Source organism: Pseudarthrobacter sp. YAF2, assembly GCF_052113345.1.
Taxonomy (GTDB): domain Bacteria; phylum Actinomycetota; class Actinomycetes; order Actinomycetales; family Micrococcaceae; genus Arthrobacter.
The window spans coordinates 104,383-129,748 of sequence record NZ_JBFRDA010000014.1; the positions used below are offsets into that span (position 1 = coordinate 104,383).

Here is a 25,366-nt window from a genome sequence, read left to right on the forward strand (position 1 = left end):
TCCGGACCCCCGGGACCGGACCCCGAACCAACCCCAAGAAGGTTTACCGCCCCATGACGATGAAGTCCGCCCCGGCCACATCCACCACAGCGCCACACAAGGCTCCGGCAGGCCACAGCATGAAGCCGCGCCAGCTCACCATGATGGGGCTCGGGAGCGCCATCGGTGCGGGATTGTTCCTGGGATCGGGCGCCGGAGTGCAGGCTGCAGGCCCGGCGGTCCTCATCTCTTACCTGGTGGCGGGCACGCTCATCATCCTGGTCATGTGGGCCCTGGGTGAGATGGCAGCCGCGAACCCGAACAGCGGAGCGTTCTCGGTCTACGCCGAGCGCGCGCTGGGCCGGACCGCGGGAGCCACCATCGGGTGGCTTTGGTGGCTGCAACTGGTGGTGGTGATCGCGGCCGAGGCCCTGGGCGCGGCCGGCCTGCTGTTCTCCGTCTGGCCCGTGGTTCCGGTCTGGGCGCTGGCACTGCTGTTCATGGTGGTGTTCACCGGCATCAACCTGGCAGGCGTCCGGAACTTCGGCGAATTCGAGTTCTGGTTCGCCATCCTCAAGGTGGCCGTCATCGTCCTGTTCCTGGCAGTTGGCGCTGCCTTGCTCCTTGGCCTCCTGCCCGGCGTCGATTCCCCCGGCGCGGGCAACCTCACGTCCAACTTTGCGCCGCAGGGACTTGGCGGGGTGGCCGCGGCCCTCTTCGTGGTGATCTTCGCGTTCGGCGGCACCGAGATCGTCTCCGTCGCCGCAGCCGAGACCGAGGATCCCGAGCGCAGCGTCGGCAAAGCCATCCGGACCGTGGTGTGGCGGATCCTGGTGTTCTACATCGGTTCCGTCTTCGTCATCGCGGCGGTCCTTCCCGCAACGTCCAAGGGCCTTGCCTCCCCCTTCGCCGGAGTGCTCGATGCCGCCCGGATCCCCGGCGCCTCCACCGCCATCACCCTGGTGGCCGTCGTCGCCCTCCTCTCGGCGCTGAACGCCAACCTCTATGGCGCGTCACGCATGGCGTACTCGCTGGCGCAGCGGGGTGAGGCGCCGCGCGTCCTTGCCCGCCTCACCGGCGCCGGTGTCCCCATGCTTGCCGTTGCGGTATCGGTGGCCTTCGGTTTCATCGCCACCGTGCTGGAACTGCTGTTCCCGGACCGGGTCCTGCCGGCACTGTTCCAGCTAGTGGGCTCCACCTGCCTGGTGGTGTGGGGCAGCGCGCTGGTCTCCCAGCTGATCCTGCGGCGCCGCGCCGACCGCGACGGGGTCCCGTTGCCGCTGCGAATGAAGGGCTTCCCCGGGCTGACCATCCTGGGCCTGGTCCTGCTGGGCCTGATCTTCGCCGTCGGCTTCAGCGCGGAAGCCAGCCGTGTCCAGCTCCTGAGCACCTTTGGCCTGATCGCCGGCATCGCGCTGGCCTGTGCTGCAGGCGCCCGGCTCACCCGTCGGAACCGGCCTGCCAACAGGTAGAGTGAAGCTACCTTTCCAAGGAAGACGCACCGACGCGCCGGGTCAGCCCGGGCGCCGTACCTGATGAGGAACTGACACCATGAGCGGCAGGCACACCGGACAGCAGCAGGCGCACACCGTCGAGGGAATCGACCCGCAACTCTACGTGGCGGTGCACCAGCCCGCCACGGACGCCGGGCTCCGGCCGGTGCTGCTGCTGCATGGCTTCTCCTCATCGTCCAAGCTCAACTGGGAGGACACCGGATGGGTGGCCGCGCTGCTCGAAGCCGGGCGCCGGGTCATCACCGTGGACCTGCCCGGCCACGGCCGTAGCGGCGCCCCGGAAGACCGGGACTCCTACTCCCCCAGCAGAATCAGAGCGGACCTGCTTCAGGCAGCGTTCGACGCCGGTGCGCGCCTGCTGCACGACGGCGACCCTTCCAGCGGGCTGGACGTGGTGGGATATTCCCTGGGTTCCCGGCTCGCCTGGGAGTTTGCCGCAACCCAACCGGAGCTCGTCCACAGGTTGGTGCTGGGTGGTCCCAACAACACCGATCCGCTGGCGGAGTTCGACCTTCGGGCCGCCCAGGACTACCTGGCGGACGGCACGCCGATCGCCGACGAATCAACGGCCCAGCTGTTGAAGATGGCGCTGCTGCTCCCGAGCAACAACATCTTCGCGCTGCTGTCGCTCGTGGAAGCCATCAAGGCAGAACCCTACGACCCCGCCGAGGCGGTGCCGCACGTTCCAATGCTCCTGGTTGCCGGGGACAAGGACGAACGGGCCGGCATATTGCCCCACCTCGCCGAGCTGGCGCGCGGTGCCGGGTCCATGGCCGAGCAATTGCTCCTCCCGGGCCGGAACCACACCAACGCCATCACCAGCAGGGCCTTCAAGCAGGCCGCGATTTCCTTCCTGGGTGTCTAGGGGCCGGCGGGCACCCGGCGGCCCCCAGGGCTTAAGCTGACCTCAGGCCGGACCGGCGGGAAGGGACAGATGGCTACGCGTTTCGAGGATCGCGCGGAGGCCGGCGGGCACCTGGCGGCCGCGCTTGCCACGTTCCGTGAACGGCCGGACGCCGTGGTCCTTGGCCTGGCCCGCGGCGGCATCCCGGTAGCGGCGGCCACTGCCAAAGCCCTCAGCCTTCCCCTGGGCACCGTCCTGGTGCGGAAGCTCGGCATCCCCGGCTACGAGGAAACGGCCTACGGCGCCCTGGCCTGGGCGCACGGACGGATCGTCCGGCTGATCAACAAGCCTCTGCTGGAGCGGGTGCTCCAACACGGCGTGCGCCAGGAGTGGCTGGACGACGTGGAGAACCGCGAACGCACCGAAATCCTGCGCCGGGCCGGCCTGTACCCGGGAACCATGACGGACCTGGCCGGCAAGGCCGTCCTGCTGGTGGATGACGGCCTGGCCACCGGCGCAACGATGCGGGCCGCCGTCGAGGCCGTGCGCGCCGATGGTGCGGCAACCGTGGTGGCCGCCGCTCCGGTGGGTTCCGTTGATGCCGAAGCCTCGCTGGAGCGCGTGTGTGACGCCGTCGTGTGCCTGCACCTGCCGGGCAAGTTCCGGGCCGTGGGCAGCTTCTACCGGCACTTCGGGCAACTCACCGACGACGACGCCGTCAACCTGCTGAACCAAGAGCAGCCCCTGCAGCACGACGCAGGCCCGGAGTAACGTCCGGGCCCGCGAGGCTGAGGAGAAGGCGGCCGGGTTGAGTGACGGCGCTAGTGGTGGCTGCTGACGCCCAGCGGCCGGCCCTTGGTTTCCTTGGCCAGCACCACGCCCACGGCCGAGATCACGCACAGGACCATGATGTAGATGCCGATCGAACCGGCCCACTTAGTGGACTGCAGCAGGGATTCGGCGATGGTGGCGGCAAAGGCTCCGCCGAGGATGGCGCCAAAGGCGTACCCGATGGAGATGCCGGAGTACCGCACGTTGGCGGGGAACATCTCGGCGTACATGGCGGACATGGGGCCGTAGGAGAGGCCCAGGCCGACGGTCAGGACAAACAGGGCCACGCCGTACAGGACGATGTCCTTGGTGTCGATCAGCGCGAACATGGGGATCATCCAGGCGAACACGATGGCGTAGCCAATCAGGAACGTCTTGACGCGGCCGATCCGGTCGGACAGCCAGCCCCCCACCAGCGTGAAGATCAGCCAGCCGAAGGACGCCAGGGTGGTGGCGAGGAGGATCTGCGGGGTGGGCATCTTCAGCGTCTTGGTGGCGTAGGAGATGAAGAATGCGATGAGCAGGTAGCCGGCCGCGTTGTTGCCGATGAAGATCATCGTTGAGTAAAGGACGGGCTTCTTGTGGTTGCGGACCAGTTCGCCCAGGGGCGCCTTGCTTTCCTTCTTCCGCAAGGCCATTTCCTGGAAGACCGGGCTCTCCGCCACGGCGCGGCGGATCAGGTAGCCCACCACGATCAGCACGATGGAGAGCAGGAACGGCACCCGCCAGCCCCAGGCAGCGAAGTCTTCCTTGGACATACCGGTGTTAAGGAAGAACAACAGGCCGGTGGCCAGAATCATGCCCACCGGGACACCGATCTGCGGGTAGGCGCCGAACAGGCCGCGGCGGTTCAACGGTGCGTGTTCAACGGCCATCAGCGCCGCCCCGCCCCATTCACCGCCGGCCGAGAAGCCCTGGATGATGCGAAGCACGATCAACAGGACTGGGGCCCAGGCGCCGATCTGCGCGTAGGTGGGCAGCACGCCGATCAGCGCGGTGGCAGCACCCATCATCACCAGGGTGAAGACCAGCATGGCTTTGCGGCCCAGGCGGTCGCCGAGGTGCCCGGCAACAACGGCGCCCAGGGGGCGGAACAGGAAGCTGATGCCGATGAGTGCGAAGGAGAGGATCTGCGCCAGGCCCGGGTTGGACTCGTTCAGCGGAGCCAGGAACAGCGGTGACAGCAGCGTTGCGGTCAGCTGGGCAAAGATGAAGAAGTCGTACCACTCGATAGTGGTGCCCACGAGGGTGCCTGCGAGGACTTTGCGCTCCTCCGCCCGGCTGCTGGGACCGGCGGGGGTGTCCACCTTGGAAGGTGTGGTCATTTAAAACTCCATTGTTTCTATTGGGCGGCGGTGCCGCCCGAACGCCTCAGAGATTACCGACAGAACGGTCAGTTAGTTAGCAGGGTACTACGGAAACGTGATGCGGAACACGGCATGCAGGGGGGAGGATCCCGCCGCGGACAATGTGTTCTATATTGGAACTAACTGTTCGTATAGAGGACAATACCCCCACGACGCGGCGAGGACAAGAGTCCTGTGCCCGCAGTTTCCGCAACCTAGGATGGACACATGACTCCTCCCGCCGCAGCGCAGGCCGGAGCGGCCCTGCCGCAGGCTTCCCCGTCCCAGACCCTGTCGCGCGGTATCCGTGCCCTTGAGATCCTGGCTGCTGCGCCGGGACCATTGACCATCGCAGAGCTTGCCGATGCCATGGGTGTCCACCGCTCTGTCGCATACCGGATCCTGCGGACCCTGGAAGACCATTCCCTCCTGGTGCGCGATGACGCGGGCCGGGTGCAGCCCGGCCCGGGACTCGCGGTCCTGGCCCGCGGCGTGTCTCGCAACCTGCAGAGCGCCGCGCTTCCGGAGCTGACCCAGCTGGCAAACTCACTGAATATGACAGCGTTTGTGGCTGTATGGGACCACCACGATTGCATCACGCTGGTAACAGTGGAGCCCCGGCACTCAGGAGCCACCGTCGCCCAGCACCCGGGGACCCGGCACCCCATCAACGCCGGCGCACCCGGGATCGCCATCCAGTCGGCCCTGACGGAGGCGGAGTGGAACAGGCTGGAGACCGGGATCCCCTACCGTCCGGAGGCCACGGAGGCGCGCCGGAAGGGATACTCGGCCAGCCATGACGAGGTCATCGCCGGAGTTTCCTCATTGGCGGCGCCGGTGCGGGTGCCCGGCGGCCGGCCGGCGGCCCTCGCCGTCGTCTATATCCGCTCGACCCACGACCCCGACGCCGTGGGCGCCGCCATCGCCGAGAGCGCGGCCAGGATCGAGAGCCAACTGGCCTAAGGCGTCGGACCGCCGGGCACAGGCGCGGGCGTCAGCGCCGCCGGCGGAGTACGACGGCGGTTCCCGCACCGAGCAGCGCCAGCGCTGCCGCCGCGCACACCGGGACCAGGAACGCCGCGCCGGACCCGTGGAGCTGTGCCAGCTGCCCGCCAACGGCTGAGCCGACCGCCGTTCCGGCGACAATGCCGCTGGCCAGGCCGGTCATGACAGTGCCGAGCCGGCCTGCGGGAGCCAACGTTCCGCCGACGGCAAACACGGTGACCATGACCGGCCCCACCGGAAGTCCAAGGACCAGCAGGACTGCCGCCATCATGGGCAGGGACGACGGCAACAACAACAGGACCGCCAACGCCGCCATGAGCACCGCGCACAGCACCCAGCGCAGTGCCAGGCCTGCCCTGCGCGGCCAGTAGGCAACCGAGAGCGCAGCGGCCGCCGAACTCAGGCCCATGACCGCGTACAGCAATCCCGCGATTTCCGCGCCCGCCAGGCCGGCGGAGAAGGCACTAAGGGCCGCCTGGGTGGAACCGAAGAACGTACCCATGCAGACCATCGCCATAACGGGCAGCGCCACGGCCAGGGGCAGCTTTCGGGATGTCGCAGCACCCTCGCCTTTCCTGCCCCGGGCATGGGTGACCGGCACGGCCCGGTGGGTAGGGTGCACGGCGAAGGCCGGGACAAGCGTGATGGTCATGGCCGCGGCCAGGGCCAGCGGCAACCAGGGCGCCACCAGGCTGGCAAGCACTCCCACCAGCGCCGGCCCGAGGACAAAGGTCACTTCGTCGGCCGTGCTTTCGTAGGAGAGCGCGGTGTCCAGATCGCGTGCGGCGCTGCCGGCAGAGGCGTCCGCGCCTCCACCGGCAGCTGTCAGCGACATCCATCGAACCCTGGCCAGCGGGCCCACCTGCGGGCATGTTGCACCGGCAGCAAAGGCCGCGGCCAGGACGGCCAGGGGGAATCCGCCGGTCCTTCCGGTGGCAAGGGCGGCCAGGACCAGCACCAGCACGGCCACCGTATTGAGGACTGCCGACACCAGCAGTACGGGGCGTTGCCCCTGCCTGTCGGCCAGTGACCCAAGGAGGGGGGCGCCCAGCGCGGAGCCGATGCCGACCGCGCCAGCGGCCGTCCCGCCAACCGCAAAGGAGCCGCTGACGGAGGTGACAAGGGTAAGTGTGCCGACCGTCAGCATGGCCAGCGGCAGCCGCGCGAAAAGTCCCAGCGGAAGAAATGCCCGGCCGGCGAGTTCGGGGAGGCGAGCGAATCGGCCCGCTGCTGCCGTTCGTCCGGCGTCCCTGGCGGCCTCTTCCCGGGCGGGAACGTCTTTGCCCCGGGCCGGGACGTCCTGGGTGGCTGAAGGGGTAGTTTGAGGTGTCAATTCCGGGCTCGTTCAGTAAGTGCGCATCGTCCCTCCTCCCGATGCGCGCAACCCGGTAACGCGGTCAAGTATATCCGCCGGGGTCAGGGAAGTGCGTCAACGCTTTCAGATATCCGCAGCGTGGAGCCGTTCCGGTTCTTGAGTACCTGGAGCTGGGTGCCGATCCGCTGTTTCATTTCGGCCACATGGCTGACCAGCCCCACTACCCTGCCGCCGTCGCGAAGGCTTTCCAGGGCGTCCATGACTTGCTCCAGGGACTGTTCGTCCAGGCTGCCAAAGCCCTCATCAACGAACAGGGTCTCGATTTCCACGCCGCCGGACTCCTGCTGGACCACGTCCGCCAGGCCCAGGGCCAGCGACAATGAGGCCATGAAGGATTCACCGCCGGACAGTGTGGAGGTGTCCCGGCGGTAGCCCGTCCACTGGTCCACCACTTCAAGGCCCAGTCCCGATTTGGCGCCGCGCGCCGCCTTGGCATCGGTATGCTGCAGCAGGTAGCGTCCATCGCTCATGGCCACGAGGCGCTCGGACGCGGCGAGGGCCACCTGCTCCAGCCGCGCGGCCAGGACATAGCTGTTCAGGCTCATCCGGTAGGTGTTCTCACCCCTGCCTGCTGCGGCTTCGGCCAGGCCGGCGAGCATTTGGGCCCGCTCCGCCGGCTCCCGGGACGAGGACACCAGGTCCTCGTATTCCGCCGCGATGGAGGTAAGTGCCGTCAGGCACCGGCGTGCCAGGCCTGCGGCGAGATCGGCCTCCCGGGCATCATTGTGCGCGGCGGAAGCTTCCGTGCGTAGTGCTTCCAGCCGTTCAGCATCGGCCACAAAACCGTCGCCGGCTTCGGCCATGGCCAGCACCAGGTCTTCGGACTCGAACAGTCCGGCCACCCGGGCAGCTTCATCCCGGGCCGCGCGGACGGCAGCTTCGAGTGCTGCCACGTCCACTGCTCCCAGGAGTTGGCTGCGCACGTCGCCGACTGTGGCGAAACCTGCCCCCGGCAGGGCCAGCTCAAGGTCCTCTCGCGCCTCCGCGGCCTGCGACCGGGCGGTCTCCAGCCGTGATTGCGCTTCAACGGCTTTGTCCAGAACTGCCACCGCGTCCTCAAGCATCCGCAGCCGCCGGTTCAAGCTGGGGTGGTTTCCCCGCAGGCCGGCCAGGGCATTGTCCAGGGCAGCAGCCTGGTCTGCGAGGTCGGCGAGCAGGACAGCGGTTTGGGACAGCTCCGCCTCTGCGTCTGACAGCGCGGCGCGGGCCTGTTCGATCCCGGCATCGAGTGTGTCCAGTCGTCGTCGCCTGTCCTGGAGCTCCTGCGCGGCCTGCTCGGCAGCACCTGCCGCAGCAAGTGCCTGCTCCGCGCCGGCCCGGGCCTCGGCCAAGGGTGTGGTCCCGCCCTGTCCGGCGAGGACGGCCACCGTTTGCTCCGCCTCGGCATGTTCGGCGCTGACCGCGCCATGGGCTGCCTCGGCGGCTTCATAGGCAGCGTGGGCGTCTTCCTCGGCCTGGGCCAGGGCCGGGCCTCCTGTGCCGGATCCTGCCGGTGCCGGATGATCCCCGCTTCCGCACACAGGACATGGCTCGCCGGCCACCAGTTTGGCAGCAAGCTCGGACGCCGCGTTGGCAAGGCGAACCTCCCGCAGGTCCAGCCAACGGCCTTTCGCCTCCAACAGGTTCTCCCGCGAGTCTTCGTGGCGGGCTTTGACGAGGTCCCGGCGCTCCACAGCCGCCCCATACCGCTGGACGACATCGAGCAATTCCGCAGCGGCAGCTGCCTCCTTGCGGCGGAGTGCGGCCTCGGCGGCACGGGACTCCAGCTGGTCCATGGTCCCGGCCAGCAGTTCCCGGTCCGGGAACAGCTGCCCTGCCCGGTTTTCCAGTGTCGCCACGTCAAGCCGGAGCCCGTCCTGCCTGCCGGCCAGGCCACGGTGGCGCTCACGCAGGTCCTGCAGCCTCTGCTCATCCGGGAGCCGTGCCTCGACGACGGCCAGCAGCGACCGCAGCCGGCCCAGCTCCTGGGCGGCCCCGGGCACGATCTCCCCCGCGTCGACGGTGCCGGCATAGCCGGTTTCGCCCGGCGCGGCAGCTGCGGCCTCAGTTGTTCCCAGGCCGAGCTGGGCGAGTTCGGTGCCGTCCGCGGCAGCCATCCTGAGCAGGGTCATGGCGGACTCAGCGGCGGCCTCGGCGCTGCGCACTTTGCCAGCCGCTGTGTCCACAGCCTGCAACTGCCCCTTGAGAACCTCCGCCTCGCGGTGCCGGCCGAGCCGGGCGGCGAGTTCTTCCTGCCGGGGCGCCCCGTCCTGCACGGCCTGTTGCCGTACGGTGGCCCCCTGGAGTTTCCGGGCCCGCTCGTACCGAGCGGTTTCCCGTTCCACGTCACTGCGGCGGTCCTGGCTGAGGGACGCCGCTGTTGCCGCGTGCTCCGTGAGCTCTGCCAGGCGCCCCGCAACAGCGGCCTGCAACCAGTCAAGCCGCCCGGTGGCGTCTTCCACCGCCGGGGCCCCCTCCTGCGGAAGCTGGAGCGGCGCGGCCTCGGCTTCGGCGCGGGAGGCAAGGATGCCCAGCTGGCCGCCCAGGGCCGCAACGTCTTCCTTGGCCGCGGCGGCTTGCCGTGACAGTTCCTGTTCGAGCGCTTCAAACCGCTGCGTCCCGAAGAGTTTCTGCAGCAGGTCAAGGCGGTCGGCAGCCTTGGACCTGAGGAAGGCGGCGAAATCGCCCTGCGGCAGCATGACTACCCGGGTGAACTGCTCACGGTCCATGCCCAGCAGGGCCATGATTTCCGCGCCGGCCTCGTCATTGCGGGCAGATTTTTCCACCCAGGTTCCGCCGATCCGTTCACGGAGCAGGGTTTTGGCCTGCTGGGTGGTGAAGCCGTTCCTGCCGCGGGCACTGGGCTTGTCCCATGCCGGCGAACGGGCCACCTCGAAGCGGCGCCCCTGGGCGGAAAATTCACAGGTGACGGCTGGTTCCTGGCCGGGCTCCGCATGGTCACTGCGGAGCCGTTTGCCGTCCTGCCGGGCACCGGGAACTGATCCGTACAGGGCAAAGCAGATGGCATCGAGAACGCTGGTCTTGCCGGCGCCCGTGGGGCCGTTCAGCAGGAACAGGCCGTGGGCGCTGAGGCGGTCGAAATCAATGTCTTCGGTTCCGGCGAACGGGCCGAAGCCGGAGATGCGCAGATGATGGATCCTCACCGCGAGGCCTCCAGCAGCCGGACGTTCTCCAACGCGGCGGCGAGCGCCGCTTTTTCGTCCTGGTCGGCGCTGCGTCCGCGCACGTGTTCCAGGAAGCCGCAGCAGACGGCGAGGTCGTCCGGGGCGTCTGCGAGCCTGCTGCTGTAGCTGGCCCGGGCCGCGTCATTGCCGCCCTGGGGATCGAACGCCAGGACCAGGGTGTCAGGGAACCGTGCGCGGAGCCGCTCCATGGCCCGCACGGGGCGCTGGGCATCGGTGAGGGTGACCTGGCAGTAGGCGGTTTCAGCCCAGGCGTGCCCGGGCTCTTCCAGGAGCTCGGTCAGGGTGCCGCGCAGCACGGCAAGGGTTCGCGGCGCCTCCCACGCGACGTCCGTCACCGACGTGACTCCGTCCGGCCCCAGGTCCACGAGCCAGGCACCTTTCCGGTGCGTGGACTCGGAGAAGGAGTAGGCCAGCGGGGATCCCGAATAGCGCACCCGGTCAGACAGCTCCTGCCGGCCGTGGAGGTGGCCGAGTGCGGTGTAGGTAAATCCGTCAAACAGGTCCAGGGGCACGGCACCCACGCCGCCGATGCTGAGGTCACGCTCGCTGTCCGAGCTGATGCCGCCGCTGGCGAAGGTGTGGGCCAGGATCACTGAATGGACGGTGACGGCGCCTGTGCGCCGTGCGACGTCAGCCCGGATAAGGCCGGTGGCCGCCCGGGTCACCTCGAAGTGGCTTGCCGTCTCCACACCAAGCTGGTCGGCAACGAGCCGGGGTTCAAGCCAGGGAATGCCGTACACGGCCAGAACCGCTTCCTGTCCGGCGGCGTCCGTTCCCAGCGGCAGCAGGAACGGTTGGTCGAGCTCGGCCACCTTGGTGCGCAGGTGCACTCCCCCGCGTTCCAGCAACCGGGAGGCGAAACCAAGCCGGATCGCCGAGTCGTGGTTGCCGCTGGTGAGGACCACCTTGGCTCCGGCGGAGGTGAGCCTGACCAAGGCGTCATCAAGCAGGTGGACGACGTCCACCCCGGGCAGTGCCCGGTCGTAGACGTCGCCGGCGATCAGGACGACGTCAATGCCCTCCCGTTCCACCGTTGCCACCAGCTGGTCGATGAAGGCCCGCTGGGCGTCCAGCATGCCAACGCCGTGGAAGGAACGGCCCAGGTGCCAGTCCGAGGTATGAAGTAACCGCATATTCCTACGCTATCGGCAGCCACTGACAGTGGAGGAAACCGCCGCGGCGCGGACTGCTCAGGATCGCTTGCCCTCGAAAAACTCCTGGGCCTCGCTGACGTTTCGCGCCGGCTTGTCCGGTGCGGCGGTGCGTGCCGCGGGGAGGTGCGGCTCCGCCCCCGAAGCCTCGCCGCCGTCGTCGTCCCCGGCCGGAACTGACGAAGCCCCGGCATCCGGGCCGGCTCCCCCGGCAGCTGTTCCGGCGCTTGCGGCGTCGTCGTACGCGGGGGCATCCGCCACCGCGGCGGCGTGCATGGGGTCAGCCGTGCCTGAAATCCGGAACACCAGCCCCGCGATGGCCGCGCCGGCCAGCGGCGCCACGAGGAAGACCCACAGCTGTTCCATGGCCGAGCCGGAGCTGAAGACTGCCGAGGCGAGGGCCCGGGCGGGGTTGAACGGCAGGTTGCCGACAGACTGGCCCACCTGGAGCAGGGCTGCGAAGGACAGGCCCACGGCAACAGCCGCCACCGTCCGGCTGTTGCCGTCACCGCCGGCGTTGTCCGGCAGGCCGTTGTCGCGGCCGGCGGCGCCAAGGAAGATGGCCACGATGATCGCGGCTCCCAGCAGTTCCAGGAGCACCACTGCGGCGAGGGGCGCCTGGATGATGGAGTGCTCGCCGAAGCCGGCGGACACCGTATCGAAGGCGGTCCGGCTGTCGGGAATGCTGGGCAGGGTGCGCAGGATGCCGAACAGGGCAAGGGCACCCACCAGAGCTCCCACCACCTGTGCGGCGGCGTACGCTGCTGCCGCACCCGCCCGGATCCGTCCGGCCAGGAGGTGGCCCAGGGTGATGGCCGGGTTGAAGTGGCCACCTGAAATATGTCCGAAGGCGAGCATGGCCGCGGTGATGGCGAGTCCGGCAGCCAGGGCGGCGGGCACCGGGCTGGACTGCGGAATGCTGAACAGCGGTACGCCCAGCCCGGCCACCGCCAGGAAGAGGCTGCCAAAAGCCTCGGCTGCCAGGCGGGGCAACAGGCCGCGGCGGGCGGAATCCGTGCCGCCGGGCTGCAGTGCGTCGCGGGCTGGGACAGGGGTGCTCATGGTGGGACCTTTGCTTGTTGGGTGCTTTGTTGGATTCCGGAACCGCCCCGGCCGGCGGGTGCGGCAAGTGCGGCGCCGGGGAACCCGAGCAGTATTCCAGCCCAGGCTGGGCGTTTGCTGGACAAGGGCTGTCCGTAACCCGCCGCCTGCGCGCGGCCCTGCGCGCGGCGGCCCCAACCGTTCGGAGCGCGTCGGGACGGTAAATTTGTCTCCATGAGCATCGACCACGGCACGTCCACGCCCTCTCCCAAGTCCCGGATCCATGGTTCCCTGCTGGGCGGGGCGCTGGGAGATGCGCTGGGCTACGCCGTGGAGTTCGATTCCATCGAGGAGATCCGCCGGCGTTTCGGCGCACATGGCCTGACAGGCTTTGAAGACCTCTCCGGCCCCTGCCACTTCTCCGACGACACACAATTGACCCTGTACACCGTGGACGGACTGGTGGAAGCACTGGAATGGGCCAACTCCGGTGTGGGCGCGGACGTCAATGCGTGCGTATGGCTGGCCTACCTGCGCTGGCTCGGCACGCAGGGTGCGGACGCCGGGCCGTCCGCACCGGCGCCCCAGCCCCGCTGGATAGACGGCAATGACGTGCTCCGGCAGCGGCGGCACCCGGAGCAGGACTGCATCAGCGGCCTGGCCACCGGCGAGATGGGAACCTCGGTGCGGCCCGTCAACCCGGACTCGAAAGGTGCCGGCACAGTGATGCGCTCGGCGCCGTTCGGGCTGATCCCGCACATCTCGCCCGAGGCCGCCTACAAGTTGAGCTCCGATGCCGCGTCACTGACGCACGGCCACCCGGCGGCGCGCCAAAGCTCCGGTGTCTTCAGCCTCCTGATCCACCGGCTGGTCGCCGGAGAGGACCTGCGGGAAGCCGCCGCCGTCATCGCCCACGCGGCCACCATGCCGCACGTGGCACCGGAGCTGCCCGAGCGGCTTGAGGCGGCCCTGCGGCTGGCAGACAAGGCGGTTGTTCCGCCCGAGGAACTGGTCCAGGCGCTCGGCGACGGCTGGTTCGCGGAGGAGGCCTTCGCCCTGGCGCTCTACGCCGTTCTCGCCACGCTTCCGGCAGACGGCGCACCTGTGCTGCCGGAACAGCATTTCCGGGACGCCGTGGCGGTGGCGGTGAACCACAGCGGCGGCAGCGACACCGCCGGGTCCCTGGCCGGCAACATCCTGGGCGGGTGGTACGGGGAGGGCTGCCTGCCCGCCCCGTGGCTGGCTGCCCTGGAAGGCGCGGAGGTGATCCGTGGGATGGCGGATCAGCTGGTGGGGGTCACGACCGGCGAAGGCTGATGTTGTTGCACGCCTCGCAGACGTCCTCGGGAATCACTCCGCGGCGCTGCAGGAACCCGAAAATCGTGCAGCCCAGGCAGAACCCGGCGAAGGCTTCAAGCGATGCCGCCACCACCAGGACCCCGAGCAGCAGCCATGCTCCCGGGCCCATGCCGGATGCGAACAGCAGCAGGGCGGCGGTGGATACGGCGGCGCCGATGCCCTGGGCAAAGCGCTTTGGCGGCCCGGGAACGAGCTTCACCTTTCCCAGCCGCGGGGTGATGACCTTCACGGAGAGGACCGCCAAGGGTGAGATCCGCGGGCCGAAGAGCAGCCGGAGCCAGAACCCGACGGCGATGGCCACCAGGCCCCACACCGAACCTGTCACGGCCGTGACCACCGCAAGCAGGACCACCAGGGCTGCGGTGGTGCGGGCCGCGAACTCGTTGACGGGGTTGGGAAAAGCGAACAAGGAGCTCATCACACAAGGCTAGGAAGGGCCGGCCCCGCGGCCAAGCTTTGTTGCGTCGGATGAACGCCGGCAGGCCGGCGCTGCTGGCTCAGGCGTTGACGGCCGGCGCGAACGAAACGTCCGCACTGCCCACCATCTGCAGGAACTCACCCTCGGACAACACCTCGATGGCCTGTCCGCGCTCATGGAGTTCCAGGACGCGCCGCGCCTTTCCGGTGAGCCGACCCGAGCGCAGGTCCGAGGCCACGAAGCCGTCCCCCACCACCAGGACGGTGGTGCGGCCGGTCACCCGGCTTTCAGTGCGGGCACCGTGGTGGGCCGAGCGGAGCTTGGCATCCGGGCGGCCGATGGAAAGCTGACCGGTGAAAACGACCGTCTGGCCATACAACGGATGGCCAGGCTCGGCGTCGATGTTTGGCTCAGGATTCAGCCCCTCCTCGGGCCAGCCGGACTGGAACCGCCGTACCAGCGCCGCGCCGTTGCCGGAAGCACCGGACATGGCCGCCAGGCTGGGCTTCGACAGTTCACCGGTGGCAGGATCGAAGGCCTGCTGGCGCGGCATGGTAAGGCCCAGGGAGAGATACAGTTCGGCGATGCTGTTTGCACCGTTGCGCGCGGCGATATCGATGAGGATGCCGGCGCAGGCGCGGGCATCCTCGGCGGCGTCGTGGTGGTTCACCAATGGCACGCCGGCTTCCTCCGCGGCAAAAGGCAGGGAGTTTGAGACCAAGGAGTAGCAGCGTCGCGACAACATGACTGTGCAGACGTAGTCGTAGGCCGGCCCGGGAAGCCCTGAGACTTCCAGGGCCGAGCGGATCACCCCAAGGTCGAAGGCGGCGTTGTGCGCGGCCAGCACGTCCTCGCCGATGAAGGCCCCGATTTCCGGGAACAGCTCACCGAAACGCGGCTGCACCGCCACGTCGGCAGGGGTGATTCCGTGGATCCGCACATTGTGGTGGTCAAAGTGGTCGTAGCCGGCCGGCGGCCGCATCAGCCAGGAGGCCTCGGCGACAATCTTCCCGCCCCTTACCTTCGTCAGGCCCACGGCGCACGGAGAGCCCCGGAAGCCGTTTGCTGTTTCGAAGTCGATCGCCGTAAAGTCCAAACCCACGGCCCCTACCTTACCGCCGCAGGCCGCCACGGCCCGGGAGGGACAGGCCCGTCAAGTACGCTTGAGGGGTGAACTTTCCTGTGACTAACCACCTCGCTGTGTCCCTGTTGGGCGGTGCGGGTCCGGTGCAGCCGGCAATGGCCTCCTTCCTGCCCGACTGGCTGAACCCCCAGGTCTTCCTTGCCGATCCCGCGCTCGCCCCGTGGGTGGTACTGCTGGTGTGCGGCATCGTGTTCGCCGAGACGGGCCTGCTGGTGGGATTCTTCCTTCCGGGTGACTCCATGCTGTTCACGGCAGGCTTGCTGGTGGCCACGGACACCATCAAGTTCAACATTTGGCTCCTGGCCCTGCTGATCATCGTCTCCGCCATCATCGGCAACCAGGCGGGCTACCTGATCGGTTCCAAAGCGGGCCCCGCCCTCTTCAACAAGCCCGACTCCAAACTCTTCAAGCGCGAGAACGTCGAAAGCGCACACGCCTTCTTCGAGAAGCACGGCGGCAAGGCGCTCATCCTGGCCCGTTTCGTTCCCATCATCCGGACGTTTGTCCCCGTGATCGTTGGCGTGGCGCAGATGAGCAAGCGCAAGTTCTTCATCTACAACGTCATCGGGGCGGTGCTCTGGGGCGGCGGGGTGACCCTGCTCGGTTTCCTGCTGGGGGACACGGTTCCGTGGGTCCGGGACAACCTGGACATCATCTTCATCGCCATCGTGCTGGTCTCAGTGGTGCCCATCGGCATTGAACTCCTGCGCGGCATGTCCGCCAAGCGCCAGGCCCAGGCTTACGGTACCGACACCGTCGACGAATACATCGAAGAGCACGAACCGGAGCAGGAGCAGAAGACTCCGCGCAAGCTCCCCGGCGGCCGGCAGGAGTAGGCAGGCCACACAGTCGAAAGAGGTGCGCCACCCCCCCGGGGGCCCCCCACACCCCGTCAGTGCCTTGCCGCGGTGGCTGATGGCGTTCTTTTCCTCTGCCGAGAGCTCTGCGCAGCTGCGGTCCTCGCCGGCGGGCTGCAGGACCGGGTCGTAGCCGAAGCCTCCGGCGCCGCGCGGCTCGCGCAGCAGGACGCCCTCCAGCTGGCCGTACTCCACCACTTCGCGGCCCGGGCCGTCCGCACCGTCCGGCATCGCCAGGGCGGCAGCGCAGACGAACGCTGCGCCGCGGTGCTCATCAGGAACGTCCGAAAGCTGGTTCAGCAGCAGTTCCAGGTTGGCGGCGTCGTCTCCGTGCCGTCCCGCCCAGCGGGCGGAGAAGATTCCCGGCGCCCCGCCCATGACATCCACGGCGAGCCCGGAGTCATCGGCGATGGCCACCAGGCCGGTCGCCCCCGCCACCGCACGCGCCTTCAGCAGCGAGTTCTCGGCGAAGGTCACGCCGGTTTCGACGACGTCCGGCGCACCTGCCGCCGCCGCGTCCACCACCTGGGTGTCGACGTCGAGCCCGGGCACTTGCCCGCGCAGCAGTTCACGGAGTTCGCGCAGTTTCCCTTTGTTGTGCGTGGCGAGCACGAGCCTTGGTGAGGGTGTGCTCACAGGGTGTCCGCCAGGGTTTCGCGCTGGATGGCGGCCAGCTGCGTGGTGCCCAGCAGGGCCAGGTCCAGGAGCTGGTTCAGCTCCTCCCGGTCAAACGGGGCACCTTCCGCGGTGCCCTGCACCTCAACGAACTTGCCGGAGCCGGTGACCACAACGTTCATGTCCGTTTCGGCCCGCACGTCCTCCACATACGGCAGGTCCAGCATGGGAACGCCGTCGATGATGCCCACGGAAACAGCAGCGATGGTATCCAGGAGGGGCTGGGCGTTCTTGGCGATCAGCTTGGTGTCGCGGGCGAACCGGATGGCGTCGGCCAGGGCCACGTAGGCGCCGGTGATCGCCGCGGTGCGTGTCCCGCCGTCGGCCTGCAGCACATCACAGTCCAGCACGATGGTGTTTTCGCCCAGCGCCTTGGTGTCGATGATGGAGCGCAGCGAACGCCCGATCAGGCGCGAGATCTCGTGCGTGCGGCCGCCGATCTTGCCCTTGACCGATTCCCGGTCCGAGCGCGTGTTGGTGGCGCGGGGCAGCATGGCGTACTCGGCGGTGACCCAGCCGCGGCCCTCGCCCTTGAGCCAGCGCGGGACGCCGGCAGTCAGGGAGGCCGTGCACAGCACCCGGGTGTTGCCGAACTCGATCAGCGCCGATCCCTCAGCCTGGTTGGACCATCCGCGGGTGATGCTGATGGGCCGGAGCTGGTCGGGGGCACGGCCGTCGGCGCGCACAATGGGCACTGCAGTTGCTTCAGATGTCATGCCTTTAGCTTATCCAGTGCCGCTGGTGCTAGATGGTGTAGTGGACACCGGCAACGGCCACGGCCACGTCGCCGGGAAACACCGGACGTGCCTCGGCCATGACGGTGGTCGGGGATGTCCAGACCGGAATGTGGGTCAGCAGGAGCCGGCGCGCCCCGGCGAGCGCCGCGGTCTCCCCCGCCCGTTTTCCGGTCAGGTGGACGTCCTTGATGCCGTCGTCGCGGCCTTCCTCGAAGGCTGCCTCGCACAGGAACAGGTCTGCGTCCTTGGCGGCTTCCTCAAGCCCGGCGCAGGAATCGGTGTCACCGGAATACGTCAGGGTCCGGGTTACGGGGACGCCGTCCTTGCCGGGTTCCACCACCTCCACCCGCAGGGCGTAGGCCTCCTCGATGGGGTGGTTGACGGCGAAGGGCGTGACCGTAAACGGCCCAACGGTCACGGCCTCGCGTTCGGTCCAGTTGGTGAAGTCGAATTCCTCGTGCATGCCGGGGTCCGGGTCCAGTCCGTAGGCGGTGGCCATCCGGTTGGCCGTCGCGGCCGGCCCCCAGACCGGGATGCGGCCGCGGCCCCAGCCGCCGGGTTTCCAGCGGATGGCGACGTGCAGGCCGCACAGGTCCATGCAGTGGTCCGGGTGCAGGTGGGTGAGGAAAATCGCGTCGATGTCCTCCAGGTCGGTGTAGCGCTGGATGGCGCCCAGCGCACCGCTGCCGAGGTCCATCACCACCTTCCACGTGCGGTCGCCGTCGGTGGCGGTCAGCAGGTAGCACGACGCCGGGGAGCCGGGCCCGGGAAACGAGCCCGTACACCCCACAATGGTCAGCTTCACGGGCGGGGTCCTCCGGTTCGGCCGGCGTCGGCGAATCCGCCGCCCACGAAGTTGGAGATCCTGGGGCGCCCGCGCGCTGCCTGCGCAGCGGCGATCATCTCGGGAGTAATGCGGGCCAGGCTGCCGGTGGGGTATTGCGCGGCGACGTGGTCCACGTGCCGGACCGAAAGGACCTCGGGCCCCAGGAACCTGCGGGCGAGCGCCTCAAACTGCCCGGCGTCACCCGTGGCCACGAAATGGTGCTCGGGCGGGGTTGCGGAGGGGCGTTGCAGGTTGTGGGTGGCCAGCGCACGATAGACGTCCTTGGCTGTTTCCTCGGCGCTGGAAACCAGGGTGACGTCCCCGCCCATCACGTAGGAGATGACGCCGGTCAGCAACGGGTAGTGTGTGCAGCCCAGGACCACCGTGTCCACCCCGGCCGCCTTGAGGGGCGCAAGGTATTCCTCCGCGACGGCCAGCAGAGCCGGCCCCGTGGTGATGCCGGCTTCGACGTAGCTGACGAATTCGGGGCATGCCACGGAGGTGATCTCCAGGTCCGGAGCCGCGGCGAAAGTGTCCTCGTAGGCGCGCGAACCCACCGTGGCGGAGGTACCGATCACGCCGACTCTTCCGCTGCGCGTGGCGGCGACGGCGCGCCGCACGGCAGGCTGGATGACCTCGATGACGGGAATGCCGTACTTGGCGGTGTACCGCTCGCGGGCATCCCGGAGGACCGCGGCCGACGCCGAGTTGCAGGCAATGGTGAGCAGCTTGACGCCGGAGTCCACCAGTTCGTCCATGACGCCCAGGGCGTTGGCCCGCACCTCGGCGATGGGCAGCGGCCCGTAGGGTCCGTTGGCGGTGTCCCCGACATAAAGAACTGATTCGTTGGGCAGCTGGTCGATGATGGAGCGGGCCACCGTGAGTCCGCCAACACCGGAATCGAAGATGCCGATGGGCCGGGTTTCCGGGGCGGCGGCCGGTAGGTCACCGTTGGCGGCAGGCTGCGCTTCCAACGGCGGGTCCATGCTCGAGGCTGTTGTCATGATTATTCGAGGATAGGTCTTCCCGGAAGGCTCAGCCATCATCTTGTGTCCAGCGACTCATGTCGAATGTGTCACAACCAACGGCCTCCCCCGGACCGCCACAGCTCACCGGCGGGTTTCCATCGACTGCAGCATGGCCTGGACCACGGACTCCTGCAGCCAGGTGGTGAAGTTGTAGACCAGGGCCAGGTAGCTTTCCACATCCTCGGCCTGGGACCAGTCCTGCATGCGGTGGACGTGCTCGGCGTCGGCCTCGTCGCGGATGTCCAGCCTCTCTGCCAGGACAAGCCGCACATCGTTCAGTGCCATGGACCAGTGCTTGGCACCCTCGGGTGTCAGGACGATCTCGTCCTTGTCCAGGTCCAAAGCCGCCGCGCGCAGTGCCCCGATCTTTGTTTCCCGCAGCGAGCGCTCGGTGAGCTGCCGGAACTCAAGGGACGCGGCGTCGTCGTTCTTCGTGACGTTGGGGAGGAGCCGCTTGACGGCGCGGTCCGTGGGTTCTGCAACGTCCATGTCCAGGCCAATGAGGGCGGCCAGCGGATCCTGGCCGTCACGATCCTCCGGCTCGAGCATGGAGATGACGTCGTCGATCAGGCTGCGCAGCAGGTCCCGTTCTGCAGGTTCCAGGAAGCCGGTGATGCCCTTAAGCCCGTATTTGAATGCCTTAGCCACGCTTCCCCTTACCCTGGCCCGAACCGCCGGACTTCCCGGCCTTGCCGCCCTGGCCGCCGCTGGCCTTTTCCACCGTGGCCCACAGCCCGAACCCGTGCATGGCCACCGCGTGGCGTTCCACCTGCTCCTTGCTGCCTGCGGCAACGATGGAGCGGCCCTTTTTGTGGACCTCCATCATGAGCTTGTTGGCTTTGGTCTCGGAGTAGCCAAAATAGCTTTGGAAGACGTAGCTGACGTAACTCATGAGATTGACGGGATCGTTCCAGATCACCAGGTTCCAGGGGATGTCCGGCGCGGTGAGGGAGTCGGTGGACTCCGCAGTGCCGGTCCGGACGCCCTCCCGTGTATCGGGGCCGGGCGCAACGCTTATGGTCATCTGTCCATTCTATGGGGCTGGCTACTAGAGTGACTTTCGTGAGCACCTCCGCCGGCTGGGACCATCCCCGCACGTCCTTTTACACCGACCACTACGAGCTGACCATGCTGCAGGCATCCCTCCATTCGGGGGCGGCGCACCGCAAGTCGGTGTTCGAGGCATTCGCCCGGCGGCTGCCGGACGGCCGCCGCTACGGCATCGTGGCGGGCACGGGACGCCTGCTGGAGGGCATCGCAAGCTTCCGGTTCGGCGAGGCCGAGCTGGACTTCCTGGAACGTACCCGGGTGGTTAATCAGGAGACGCTGGAGTACCTGGCCAACTACAGGTTCTCCGGGGACATCTGGGGCTACGCCGAGGGCGAAGCCTACTTCCCCAACTCCCCCATCCTGATCGTCGAGGCCTCGTTCGCGGAGGCCTGCATGCTGGAGACGTACTTGCTGTCCGTCCTGAACCACGACAGCGCGATTGCCTCCGCCGCGTCCCGGATGGTCAGTGCGGCCGGCGGCAGGCCCTGCATCGAAATGGGTTCGCGCCGGACGCACGAGGAAGCCGCAGCGTCCGCCGCCCGGGCTGCGGTGATCGCCGGCTTTGACAGCACCTCCAACCTGGAAGCGGGCGCACGCTACGGCATCCGCACGGTGGGTACGGCCGCCCACTCGTTCACGCTGCTGCACGATACCGAGCGCGAGGCTTTCGAAGCCCAGATTGCCTCGCTGGGTGAGGGCACGTCCCTGCTGGTGGACACCTACGACGTCGAAAAGGCTGTCCGCGCGGCCGTGGACCTGGCAGGGTCCCGGCTGGGGGCCGTCCGGCTGGACTCGGGCGACCTGGTGGCCCAGGCGCAGTGGGTGCGCCGGCTGCTGGACGACCTCGGCAACGAGCACACGAAAATCGTGGTCACGTCCGACCTCGATGAGTACGCCATCGCGGCGCTGCAGTCCGCCCCCGTCGATTCCTACGGGGTGGGGACCTCCCTGGTGACCGGCTCCGGGGCCCCCACCGCCAGCATGGTGTACAAACTGGTCAGCCGGACAGACGATGCCGGAAACTTCGTGTCCGTGGCCAAGGCGGCCAAGAACAAGGCCAGCGTGGGCGGCCGGAAATACGCGCTGCGGAAGCTGGACGAGCGCGGCATCGCCACCGCCGAGGTGGTGGGTGTGGGCCACCGGCCGGAGGATGACGGCAACGACCGGCCGCTGCTGCAGCAGTTCATGAAGAACGGCGAGCTGCTGCCGGGCTGGACCGGGCACGAAGGCGTGGTTCGCGCACGGCAGCGCCACGCGGACTCCATGGCGGAACTGCCTCCGGTGGTGAACCGCCTGCAGCGGGGCGAGCCCGCCATCCCCACTCTCTATGAAGACCACTGAGGAGCACTGATGTCCCGCGCACTGATCATCGTCGATGTCCAGAACGACTTCTGCGAAGGCGGCTCGCTCGCCGTTGAGGGCGGTGCTGCCGTGGCCGGCGCCATCAGCGAGTACCTGGACGCCCACCACGGCGAATTCGACCATGTGGTGGCCACCCAGGACTGGCATATCGATCCCGGCAGCCATTTCTCCGAGACGCCCGATTTCAAGGACAGCTGGCCCCGGCACTGCGTCGCCGGCACCCGCGGCGCCGAGCTCCACCCGGACCTGGACACCGAATACATCGACGCGTACTTCCGGAAGGGCCAGTTCGCGGCCGCCTACTCCGGCTTCGAGGGGCTGCTGGCGCCCGAGGATGCCGTTCCCACCGGGGAGCGCCAGGCCGGCGGAATGGCCGGGCCCGCGGACGGGTCCGGTGTCGACGAGGATGCGATTGGCCTGGATGACTGGCTGCAGAGCCACGACGTCGAGGACGTGGTGGTAGTGGGCATCGCCACCGACTACTGCGTGAAGGCAACCTCCCTCGACGCCGTCCAGGCGGGCTACGGCGTCACCGTAGTGCGGTCGCTGACGGCAGGGATTGCCGACGACCTCGAAGACGCGGCAGCCGAGATGGAACTGGGCGGCGTCGATTTCGCCTGAGCCCTATTTGCGGCCGATGAACCAGTCCTGAAGCTTCCGCAGCCTGGACTGCAACTGCTCCTCGTTGGCCTGCGCCACCGGGGGGCCGCCGCACACGGTGCGCAGCTTGGTGTGGACCACGCCGTGCGGGGTGCCGGTCCGGGCCGCCCAGGCGGCCACATTCTTGGCCAGCTCATTGCGCAGGTCCATCAGCATCCGGTGGTCCGGCACGGCCGGAGCCTGGCTTTCGGCGGCAGGGGCCTTCCGGTTCTTCCGGTTCAGTTGCTCGTGCTGGCGCTGGCGCAGGAGGGTCCCCACCTGCTCCGCGTCGAGCAGGCCGGGGATCCCCAAAAAGTCCATTTCGTCGTCGGACCCCACCTCGCCGCCGGTACCGAACTCGCCGCCGTCGAACAGGACACGGTCAAAGGAGGCCTGCGAGTCCAGGGCCTCGAATTTGCCCTTGGTGAGGCTGTCGGAGGCTTTGTCCTCGCGGTTGGCCTCCTCCATCAGCGAATCTTCCGGGTTGAAGAGGCCGTCACCGTCCTCTTTCTCGGGCCGGTCCAGCGCGTGGTCGCGTTCCATTTCCATGGAGTTGGCCAGGGCCATCAGCTGCGGCACGGAGGGCAGGAATACCGACGCCGTTTCGCCCCTCTTGCGGGCACGCACGAAGCGTCCCACGGCCTGGGCAAAGAACAGCGGGGTGGAGGTGGACGTCGCGTAGACACCCACGGAGAGCCGGGGCACGTCCACGCCTTCGGACACCATGCGGACGGCAACCATCCAGCGCTTGTCGCCGGCGGAAAATTCCTCGATCTTGCTCGAAGCCTTGGCGTCGTCGGACAGGATGACGGTGGGTGATTCACCGGTGATTTTCTTCAGCTGCCCGGCATAGGCGCGTGCATCCTCGTGGTCCGTGGCGATCACCAGGCCGCCGGCGTCCGGGACGGTGCGCCGGACCTCGCTGAGCCGTTTGTCAGCGCCGGCCAGGACGGCAGGGATCCACTCGCCTGCCGGGTTCAGCGCGGTCCGCCAGGCGTGGCTGGTGATGTCCTTGGTCACTGCCGCCTCACCGAGCGAGGCGGCCATCTCTTCGCCCGCGCTGGTGCGCCAGCGCATCTGGCCGGAGTAGGCCATGAACATCACAGGCCGGACCACGTGGTCCCGCAGGGCGTTGCCGTAACCGTAGGTGTAGTCCGCCTTGGAACGGCGGATGCCGTCGCGGTCCTCCGCGTACTCCACGAACGGGATGGGTGAGGTGTCCGAGCGGAAGGGGGTACCGGTCAGGGACAGCCGCCGGACGGCAGGGTCGAACGCCTCGCGCAGGCCATCGCCCCAGGACAGGGCTTCGCCGCCGTGGTGGATCTCATCAAGGATCACCAGCGTCCGGGCGGCCTCCGTCTTGGCGCGGTGCAGCATGGGCTTGCTGGCCACCTGCGCGTACGTTACGGCGACCCCGATGAACCCGCGCCCGTGCTGGCCGTCGGAGTTCTTGAAGTTGGGATCAATGGCGATGCCCACCTTGGCGGCGGCGTCGGCCCACTGCCGCTTCAGGTGGTCCGTGGGCGCCACGATGGTCACCCGGTTCACGGCTCCTGAATCGATCAGCGTCGAGGCAATCCGGAGTGCGAAGGTGGTTTTACCGGCACCTGGCGTTGCCACCGCGAGGAAGTCGCGGGGACTGTTCGCCAGGTAGAGATCGAGGGCTTGCTGCTGCCAGGCACGGAGTTTGGGAGCGGTTCCCCAGGCTGCACGTTCCGGATAAGCCGGAGGCAGGGTGGGGCCGCCAAAGAGCGTCTCCGTCACTACTTGTTGTTGCCCGAGTCTCCCGGACCCTTCCCGCCGTCGTTGCCCGGGCGGAGGCCCTCGTAGACTTCCTTGCACTCAGGGCACACCGGGAACTTCTGCGGGTCCCGGCCTGGGGTCCAGACCTTGCCGCACAGCGCGATGACGGGCTCGCCTGTCATGGCCGACTCCATGATCTTTTCCTTGCGCACGTAGTGGGCAAAGCGCTCCCGGTCGCCCGGTTCCACCTCTTGGCGCAGTTCCTCGCGTTCGATGGTGGCTGTGGACGTTCCAGCCCCGGAAAGCTCGCGCATCGGGTCGTTTTCGAGAGGGTCCGTCATGCTAGTCATGGCATCCATCTTAGCCGTTCCGGCGGCCGGACGTTCGACGGCGGCACGCCCGCGCCGGGCTACGGCACCGGCCGTCGTCGTCCCCTTTTAGCCATGCAAGGGATGGCACAGTACGCCGGCTACAGCCCCTGCCAGCCGGGCTTGTTCTCATAGGTGTGGCGGTAGAAATCCGCCAGTTTCAGGGCGGACGCGGCGGCCTCGTCCAGCAGGATCGTGGCATGCGGATGGAACTGCAGGATGGAGGCCGGACAGATGGCCGCCACCGGTCCTTCCACGAAGTCGCGGACAGCTTTGGCCTTTTGCGCCCCGGTGGCGAGGAGGATCACATGCCGTGCGGCCATGATGGTGCCCAGGCCCTGGGTGAGTACGTGGTGCGGGACGTCGGCGAGGCTGTCGAAGAACCTGGCGTTGTCCCGGCGTGTCTGTTCGATCAGGCTCTTGATCCGGGTCCGTGAGGCGAAGGACGAGCCCGGTTCGTTGAAACCGATATGGCCGTCAGTTCCCACCCCCAGCAGTTGCAGGTCCACTCCGCCGGCCGCGGCGATGGCGTGCTCATAAGCATCGCAGGCCGCCGGAATGTCCTGGGCGGTTCCATCCGGCCCGTGGACGTTGTCCGGCGCGATGTTCACCCGGCTGGTGAATTCGCGGCGGATCACCTCGCGGTAGGACTCCGGGTGGCCGGCCGGCAGGCCCACGTACTCATCCAGCGCGAACCCGGAGGCGCTGCTGAAATCCAGGCCCTGCTGGTGCCGGGCAGCGAGTTCGTCATAGACCGGCAACGGTGAGGACCCGGTGGCCAGCCCAAGCACCGCACCGGGTTTGCGCCGGACCAGTTTCTCGATCGCATCGGCCGCGAGTTTTCCAAGCTGCCTGCTGCCACCGAGGATGACGATTTCCATGCTCTTCC

Annotated in this window: 23 protein-coding genes and 1 pseudogene; 8 read left to right on the top strand and 16 right to left on the bottom strand. The window is 68.2% G+C overall.

Annotated features, from left to right (window positions below; genetic code table 11):
• Positions 1 to 53: 53 nt before the first annotated feature.
• The 3 genes from AB4Y79_RS15285 to AB4Y79_RS15295 all read left to right on the top strand — a co-directional run bounded on the left by AB4Y79_RS15285 (position 54) and on the right by AB4Y79_RS15295 (position 3,108).
• Positions 54 to 1,451: an amino acid permease gene (locus AB4Y79_RS15285; RefSeq protein WP_441863683.1), complete on the top strand. Its 1,398-nt coding sequence runs from the start codon at positions 54 to 56 to the stop codon at positions 1,449 to 1,451.
• Between the two features lie 79 nt (positions 1,452 to 1,530).
• Entirely contained in the window at positions 1,531 to 2,358 is an 828-nt protein-coding gene (locus AB4Y79_RS15290; protein ID WP_441863430.1) for an alpha/beta fold hydrolase, read from the top strand.
• 69 nt (positions 2,359 to 2,427) lie between these two features.
• Positions 2,428 to 3,108 carry a phosphoribosyltransferase gene (locus AB4Y79_RS15295; RefSeq protein ID WP_441863432.1) on the top strand — a complete coding sequence of 227 codons (681 nt, stop codon included), beginning with the start codon at positions 2,428 to 2,430 and terminating at the stop codon, positions 3,106 to 3,108.
• Between the two features lie 50 nt (positions 3,109 to 3,158).
• Here the strand turns inward: AB4Y79_RS15295 and AB4Y79_RS15300 are convergent, their stop codons facing one another.
• Entirely contained in the window at positions 3,159 to 4,493 is a 1,335-nt protein-coding gene (locus AB4Y79_RS15300; RefSeq protein WP_441863434.1) for an MFS transporter, read from the bottom strand.
• A gap of 249 nt (positions 4,494 to 4,742) precedes the next feature.
• On the opposite strand from AB4Y79_RS15300, the gene AB4Y79_RS15305 reads away from it, so the two are divergent.
• Entirely contained in the window at positions 4,743 to 5,477 is a 735-nt protein-coding gene (locus AB4Y79_RS15305; protein ID WP_441863436.1) for an IclR family transcriptional regulator, read from the top strand.
• A 31-nt stretch (positions 5,478 to 5,508) separates the two neighbouring features.
• On the opposite strand, the gene AB4Y79_RS15310 is transcribed toward AB4Y79_RS15305, so the two are convergent.
• The 4 genes from AB4Y79_RS15310 to AB4Y79_RS15325 form a co-directional block, all read right to left on the bottom strand.
• Positions 5,509 to 6,852, bottom strand: coding sequence for an MFS transporter (locus AB4Y79_RS15310; RefSeq protein WP_441863439.1), 1,344 nt, complete (start codon positions 6,850 to 6,852; stop codon positions 5,509 to 5,511).
• Positions 6,853 to 6,935: 83 nt separating this feature from the next.
• Positions 6,936 to 10,037: an AAA family ATPase gene (locus AB4Y79_RS15315; RefSeq protein WP_441863442.1), complete on the bottom strand. Its 3,102-nt coding sequence runs from the start codon at positions 10,035 to 10,037 to the stop codon at positions 6,936 to 6,938.
• Positions 10,034 to 11,212 carry an exonuclease SbcCD subunit D gene (locus AB4Y79_RS15320; RefSeq protein ID WP_441863444.1) on the bottom strand — a complete coding sequence of 393 codons (1,179 nt, stop codon included), beginning with the start codon at positions 11,210 to 11,212 and terminating at the stop codon, positions 10,034 to 10,036. The genes AB4Y79_RS15315 and AB4Y79_RS15320 overlap by 4 nt, the downstream gene beginning before the upstream one ends.
• 57 nt (positions 11,213 to 11,269) lie before the next feature.
• A complete protein-coding gene (locus tag AB4Y79_RS15325) occupies positions 11,270 to 12,292 on the bottom strand; it encodes an aquaporin (RefSeq protein WP_441863446.1) in 1,023 nt (340 codons plus the stop codon).
• 213 nt (positions 12,293 to 12,505) lie between these two features.
• Here AB4Y79_RS15325 and AB4Y79_RS15330 point away from each other — a divergent pair, with 213 nt between their 5' ends.
• Positions 12,506 to 13,588: an ADP-ribosylglycohydrolase family protein gene (locus tag AB4Y79_RS15330; RefSeq protein ID WP_441863448.1), complete on the top strand. Its 1,083-nt coding sequence runs from the start codon at positions 12,506 to 12,508 to the stop codon at positions 13,586 to 13,588.
• Here AB4Y79_RS15330 and AB4Y79_RS15335 read toward each other — a convergent pair.
• Positions 13,569 to 14,048 (bottom strand): DUF4395 domain-containing protein, encoded by a 480-nt coding sequence (locus tag AB4Y79_RS15335; protein WP_441863450.1) that lies wholly within the window; start codon positions 14,046 to 14,048, stop codon positions 13,569 to 13,571. The two genes, AB4Y79_RS15330 and AB4Y79_RS15335, sit on opposite strands and share 20 nt — an antisense overlap.
• Before the next feature lie 79 nt (positions 14,049 to 14,127).
• On the bottom strand, positions 14,128 to 15,150 hold the full coding sequence (locus AB4Y79_RS15340; RefSeq protein ID WP_441863452.1) for an exonuclease domain-containing protein: 1,023 nt from the start codon (positions 15,148 to 15,150) through the stop codon (positions 14,128 to 14,130).
• 137 nt (positions 15,151 to 15,287) lie between these two features.
• On the opposite strand from AB4Y79_RS15340, the gene AB4Y79_RS15345 reads away from it, so the two are divergent.
• Positions 15,288 to 16,028 (top strand): DedA family protein, encoded by a 741-nt coding sequence (locus AB4Y79_RS15345; protein WP_441863686.1) that lies wholly within the window; start codon positions 15,288 to 15,290, stop codon positions 16,026 to 16,028.
• A gap of 60 nt (positions 16,029 to 16,088) precedes the next feature.
• On the opposite strand, the pseudogene rdgB reads toward AB4Y79_RS15345, so the two are convergent.
• The 6 genes and pseudogenes from rdgB to clpS form a co-directional block, all read right to left on the bottom strand.
• Positions 16,089 to 16,685, bottom strand: a pseudogene (rdgB, locus tag AB4Y79_RS15350) (RdgB/HAM1 family non-canonical purine NTP pyrophosphatase); the annotation flags it as partial.
• On the bottom strand, positions 16,682 to 17,440 hold the full coding sequence (gene rph / locus AB4Y79_RS15355; protein WP_441863454.1) for a ribonuclease PH: 759 nt from the start codon (positions 17,438 to 17,440) through the stop codon (positions 16,682 to 16,684). The pseudogene rdgB and the gene rph, both read right to left, overlap by 4 nt.
• Positions 17,441 to 17,468: 28 nt before the next feature.
• Positions 17,469 to 18,266, bottom strand: coding sequence for an MBL fold metallo-hydrolase (locus AB4Y79_RS15360; protein WP_441863456.1), 798 nt, complete (start codon positions 18,264 to 18,266; stop codon positions 17,469 to 17,471).
• Positions 18,263 to 19,273: a glutamate racemase gene (murI, locus tag AB4Y79_RS15365; RefSeq protein ID WP_441863689.1), complete on the bottom strand. Its 1,011-nt coding sequence runs from the start codon at positions 19,271 to 19,273 to the stop codon at positions 18,263 to 18,265. Before murI ends, AB4Y79_RS15360 begins: the two co-directional genes overlap by 4 nt.
• Before the next feature lie 123 nt (positions 19,274 to 19,396).
• Positions 19,397 to 19,963: a DUF2017 domain-containing protein gene (locus tag AB4Y79_RS15370; protein WP_308930593.1), complete on the bottom strand. Its 567-nt coding sequence runs from the start codon at positions 19,961 to 19,963 to the stop codon at positions 19,397 to 19,399.
• Positions 19,956 to 20,339 carry an ATP-dependent Clp protease adapter ClpS gene (gene clpS, locus AB4Y79_RS15375; protein ID WP_441863458.1) on the bottom strand — a complete coding sequence of 128 codons (384 nt, stop codon included), beginning with the start codon at positions 20,337 to 20,339 and terminating at the stop codon, positions 19,956 to 19,958. Before clpS ends, AB4Y79_RS15370 begins: the two co-directional genes overlap by 8 nt.
• Before the next feature lie 38 nt (positions 20,340 to 20,377).
• On the opposite strand from clpS, the gene AB4Y79_RS15380 reads away from it, so the two are divergent.
• Complete coding sequence (locus AB4Y79_RS15380) at positions 20,378 to 21,706, top strand: nicotinate phosphoribosyltransferase (RefSeq protein ID WP_441863460.1); 1,329 nt, start codon at positions 20,378 to 20,380, stop codon at positions 21,704 to 21,706.
• A gap of 9 nt (positions 21,707 to 21,715) precedes the next feature.
• Positions 21,716 to 22,348 carry an isochorismatase family protein gene (locus tag AB4Y79_RS15385; protein WP_441863462.1) on the top strand — a complete coding sequence of 211 codons (633 nt, stop codon included), beginning with the start codon at positions 21,716 to 21,718 and terminating at the stop codon, positions 22,346 to 22,348.
• 3 nt (positions 22,349 to 22,351) lie between these two features.
• Here AB4Y79_RS15385 and AB4Y79_RS15390 read toward each other — a convergent pair whose 3' ends face one another.
• The 3 genes from AB4Y79_RS15390 to nagB form a co-directional block, all read right to left on the bottom strand.
• Positions 22,352 to 24,130, bottom strand: coding sequence for a DEAD/DEAH box helicase (locus AB4Y79_RS15390; protein ID WP_441863464.1), 1,779 nt, complete (start codon positions 24,128 to 24,130; stop codon positions 22,352 to 22,354).
• Positions 24,130 to 24,468 (bottom strand): DUF3039 domain-containing protein, encoded by a 339-nt coding sequence (locus AB4Y79_RS15395; RefSeq protein ID WP_110541018.1) that lies wholly within the window; start codon positions 24,466 to 24,468, stop codon positions 24,130 to 24,132. Before AB4Y79_RS15395 ends, AB4Y79_RS15390 begins: the two co-directional genes overlap by 1 nt.
• Positions 24,469 to 24,578: 110 nt before the next feature.
• A complete protein-coding gene (nagB, locus tag AB4Y79_RS15400; protein WP_441863466.1) occupies positions 24,579 to 25,358 on the bottom strand; it encodes a glucosamine-6-phosphate deaminase in 780 nt (259 codons plus the stop codon).
• Positions 25,359 to 25,366 lie beyond the last annotated feature (8 nt).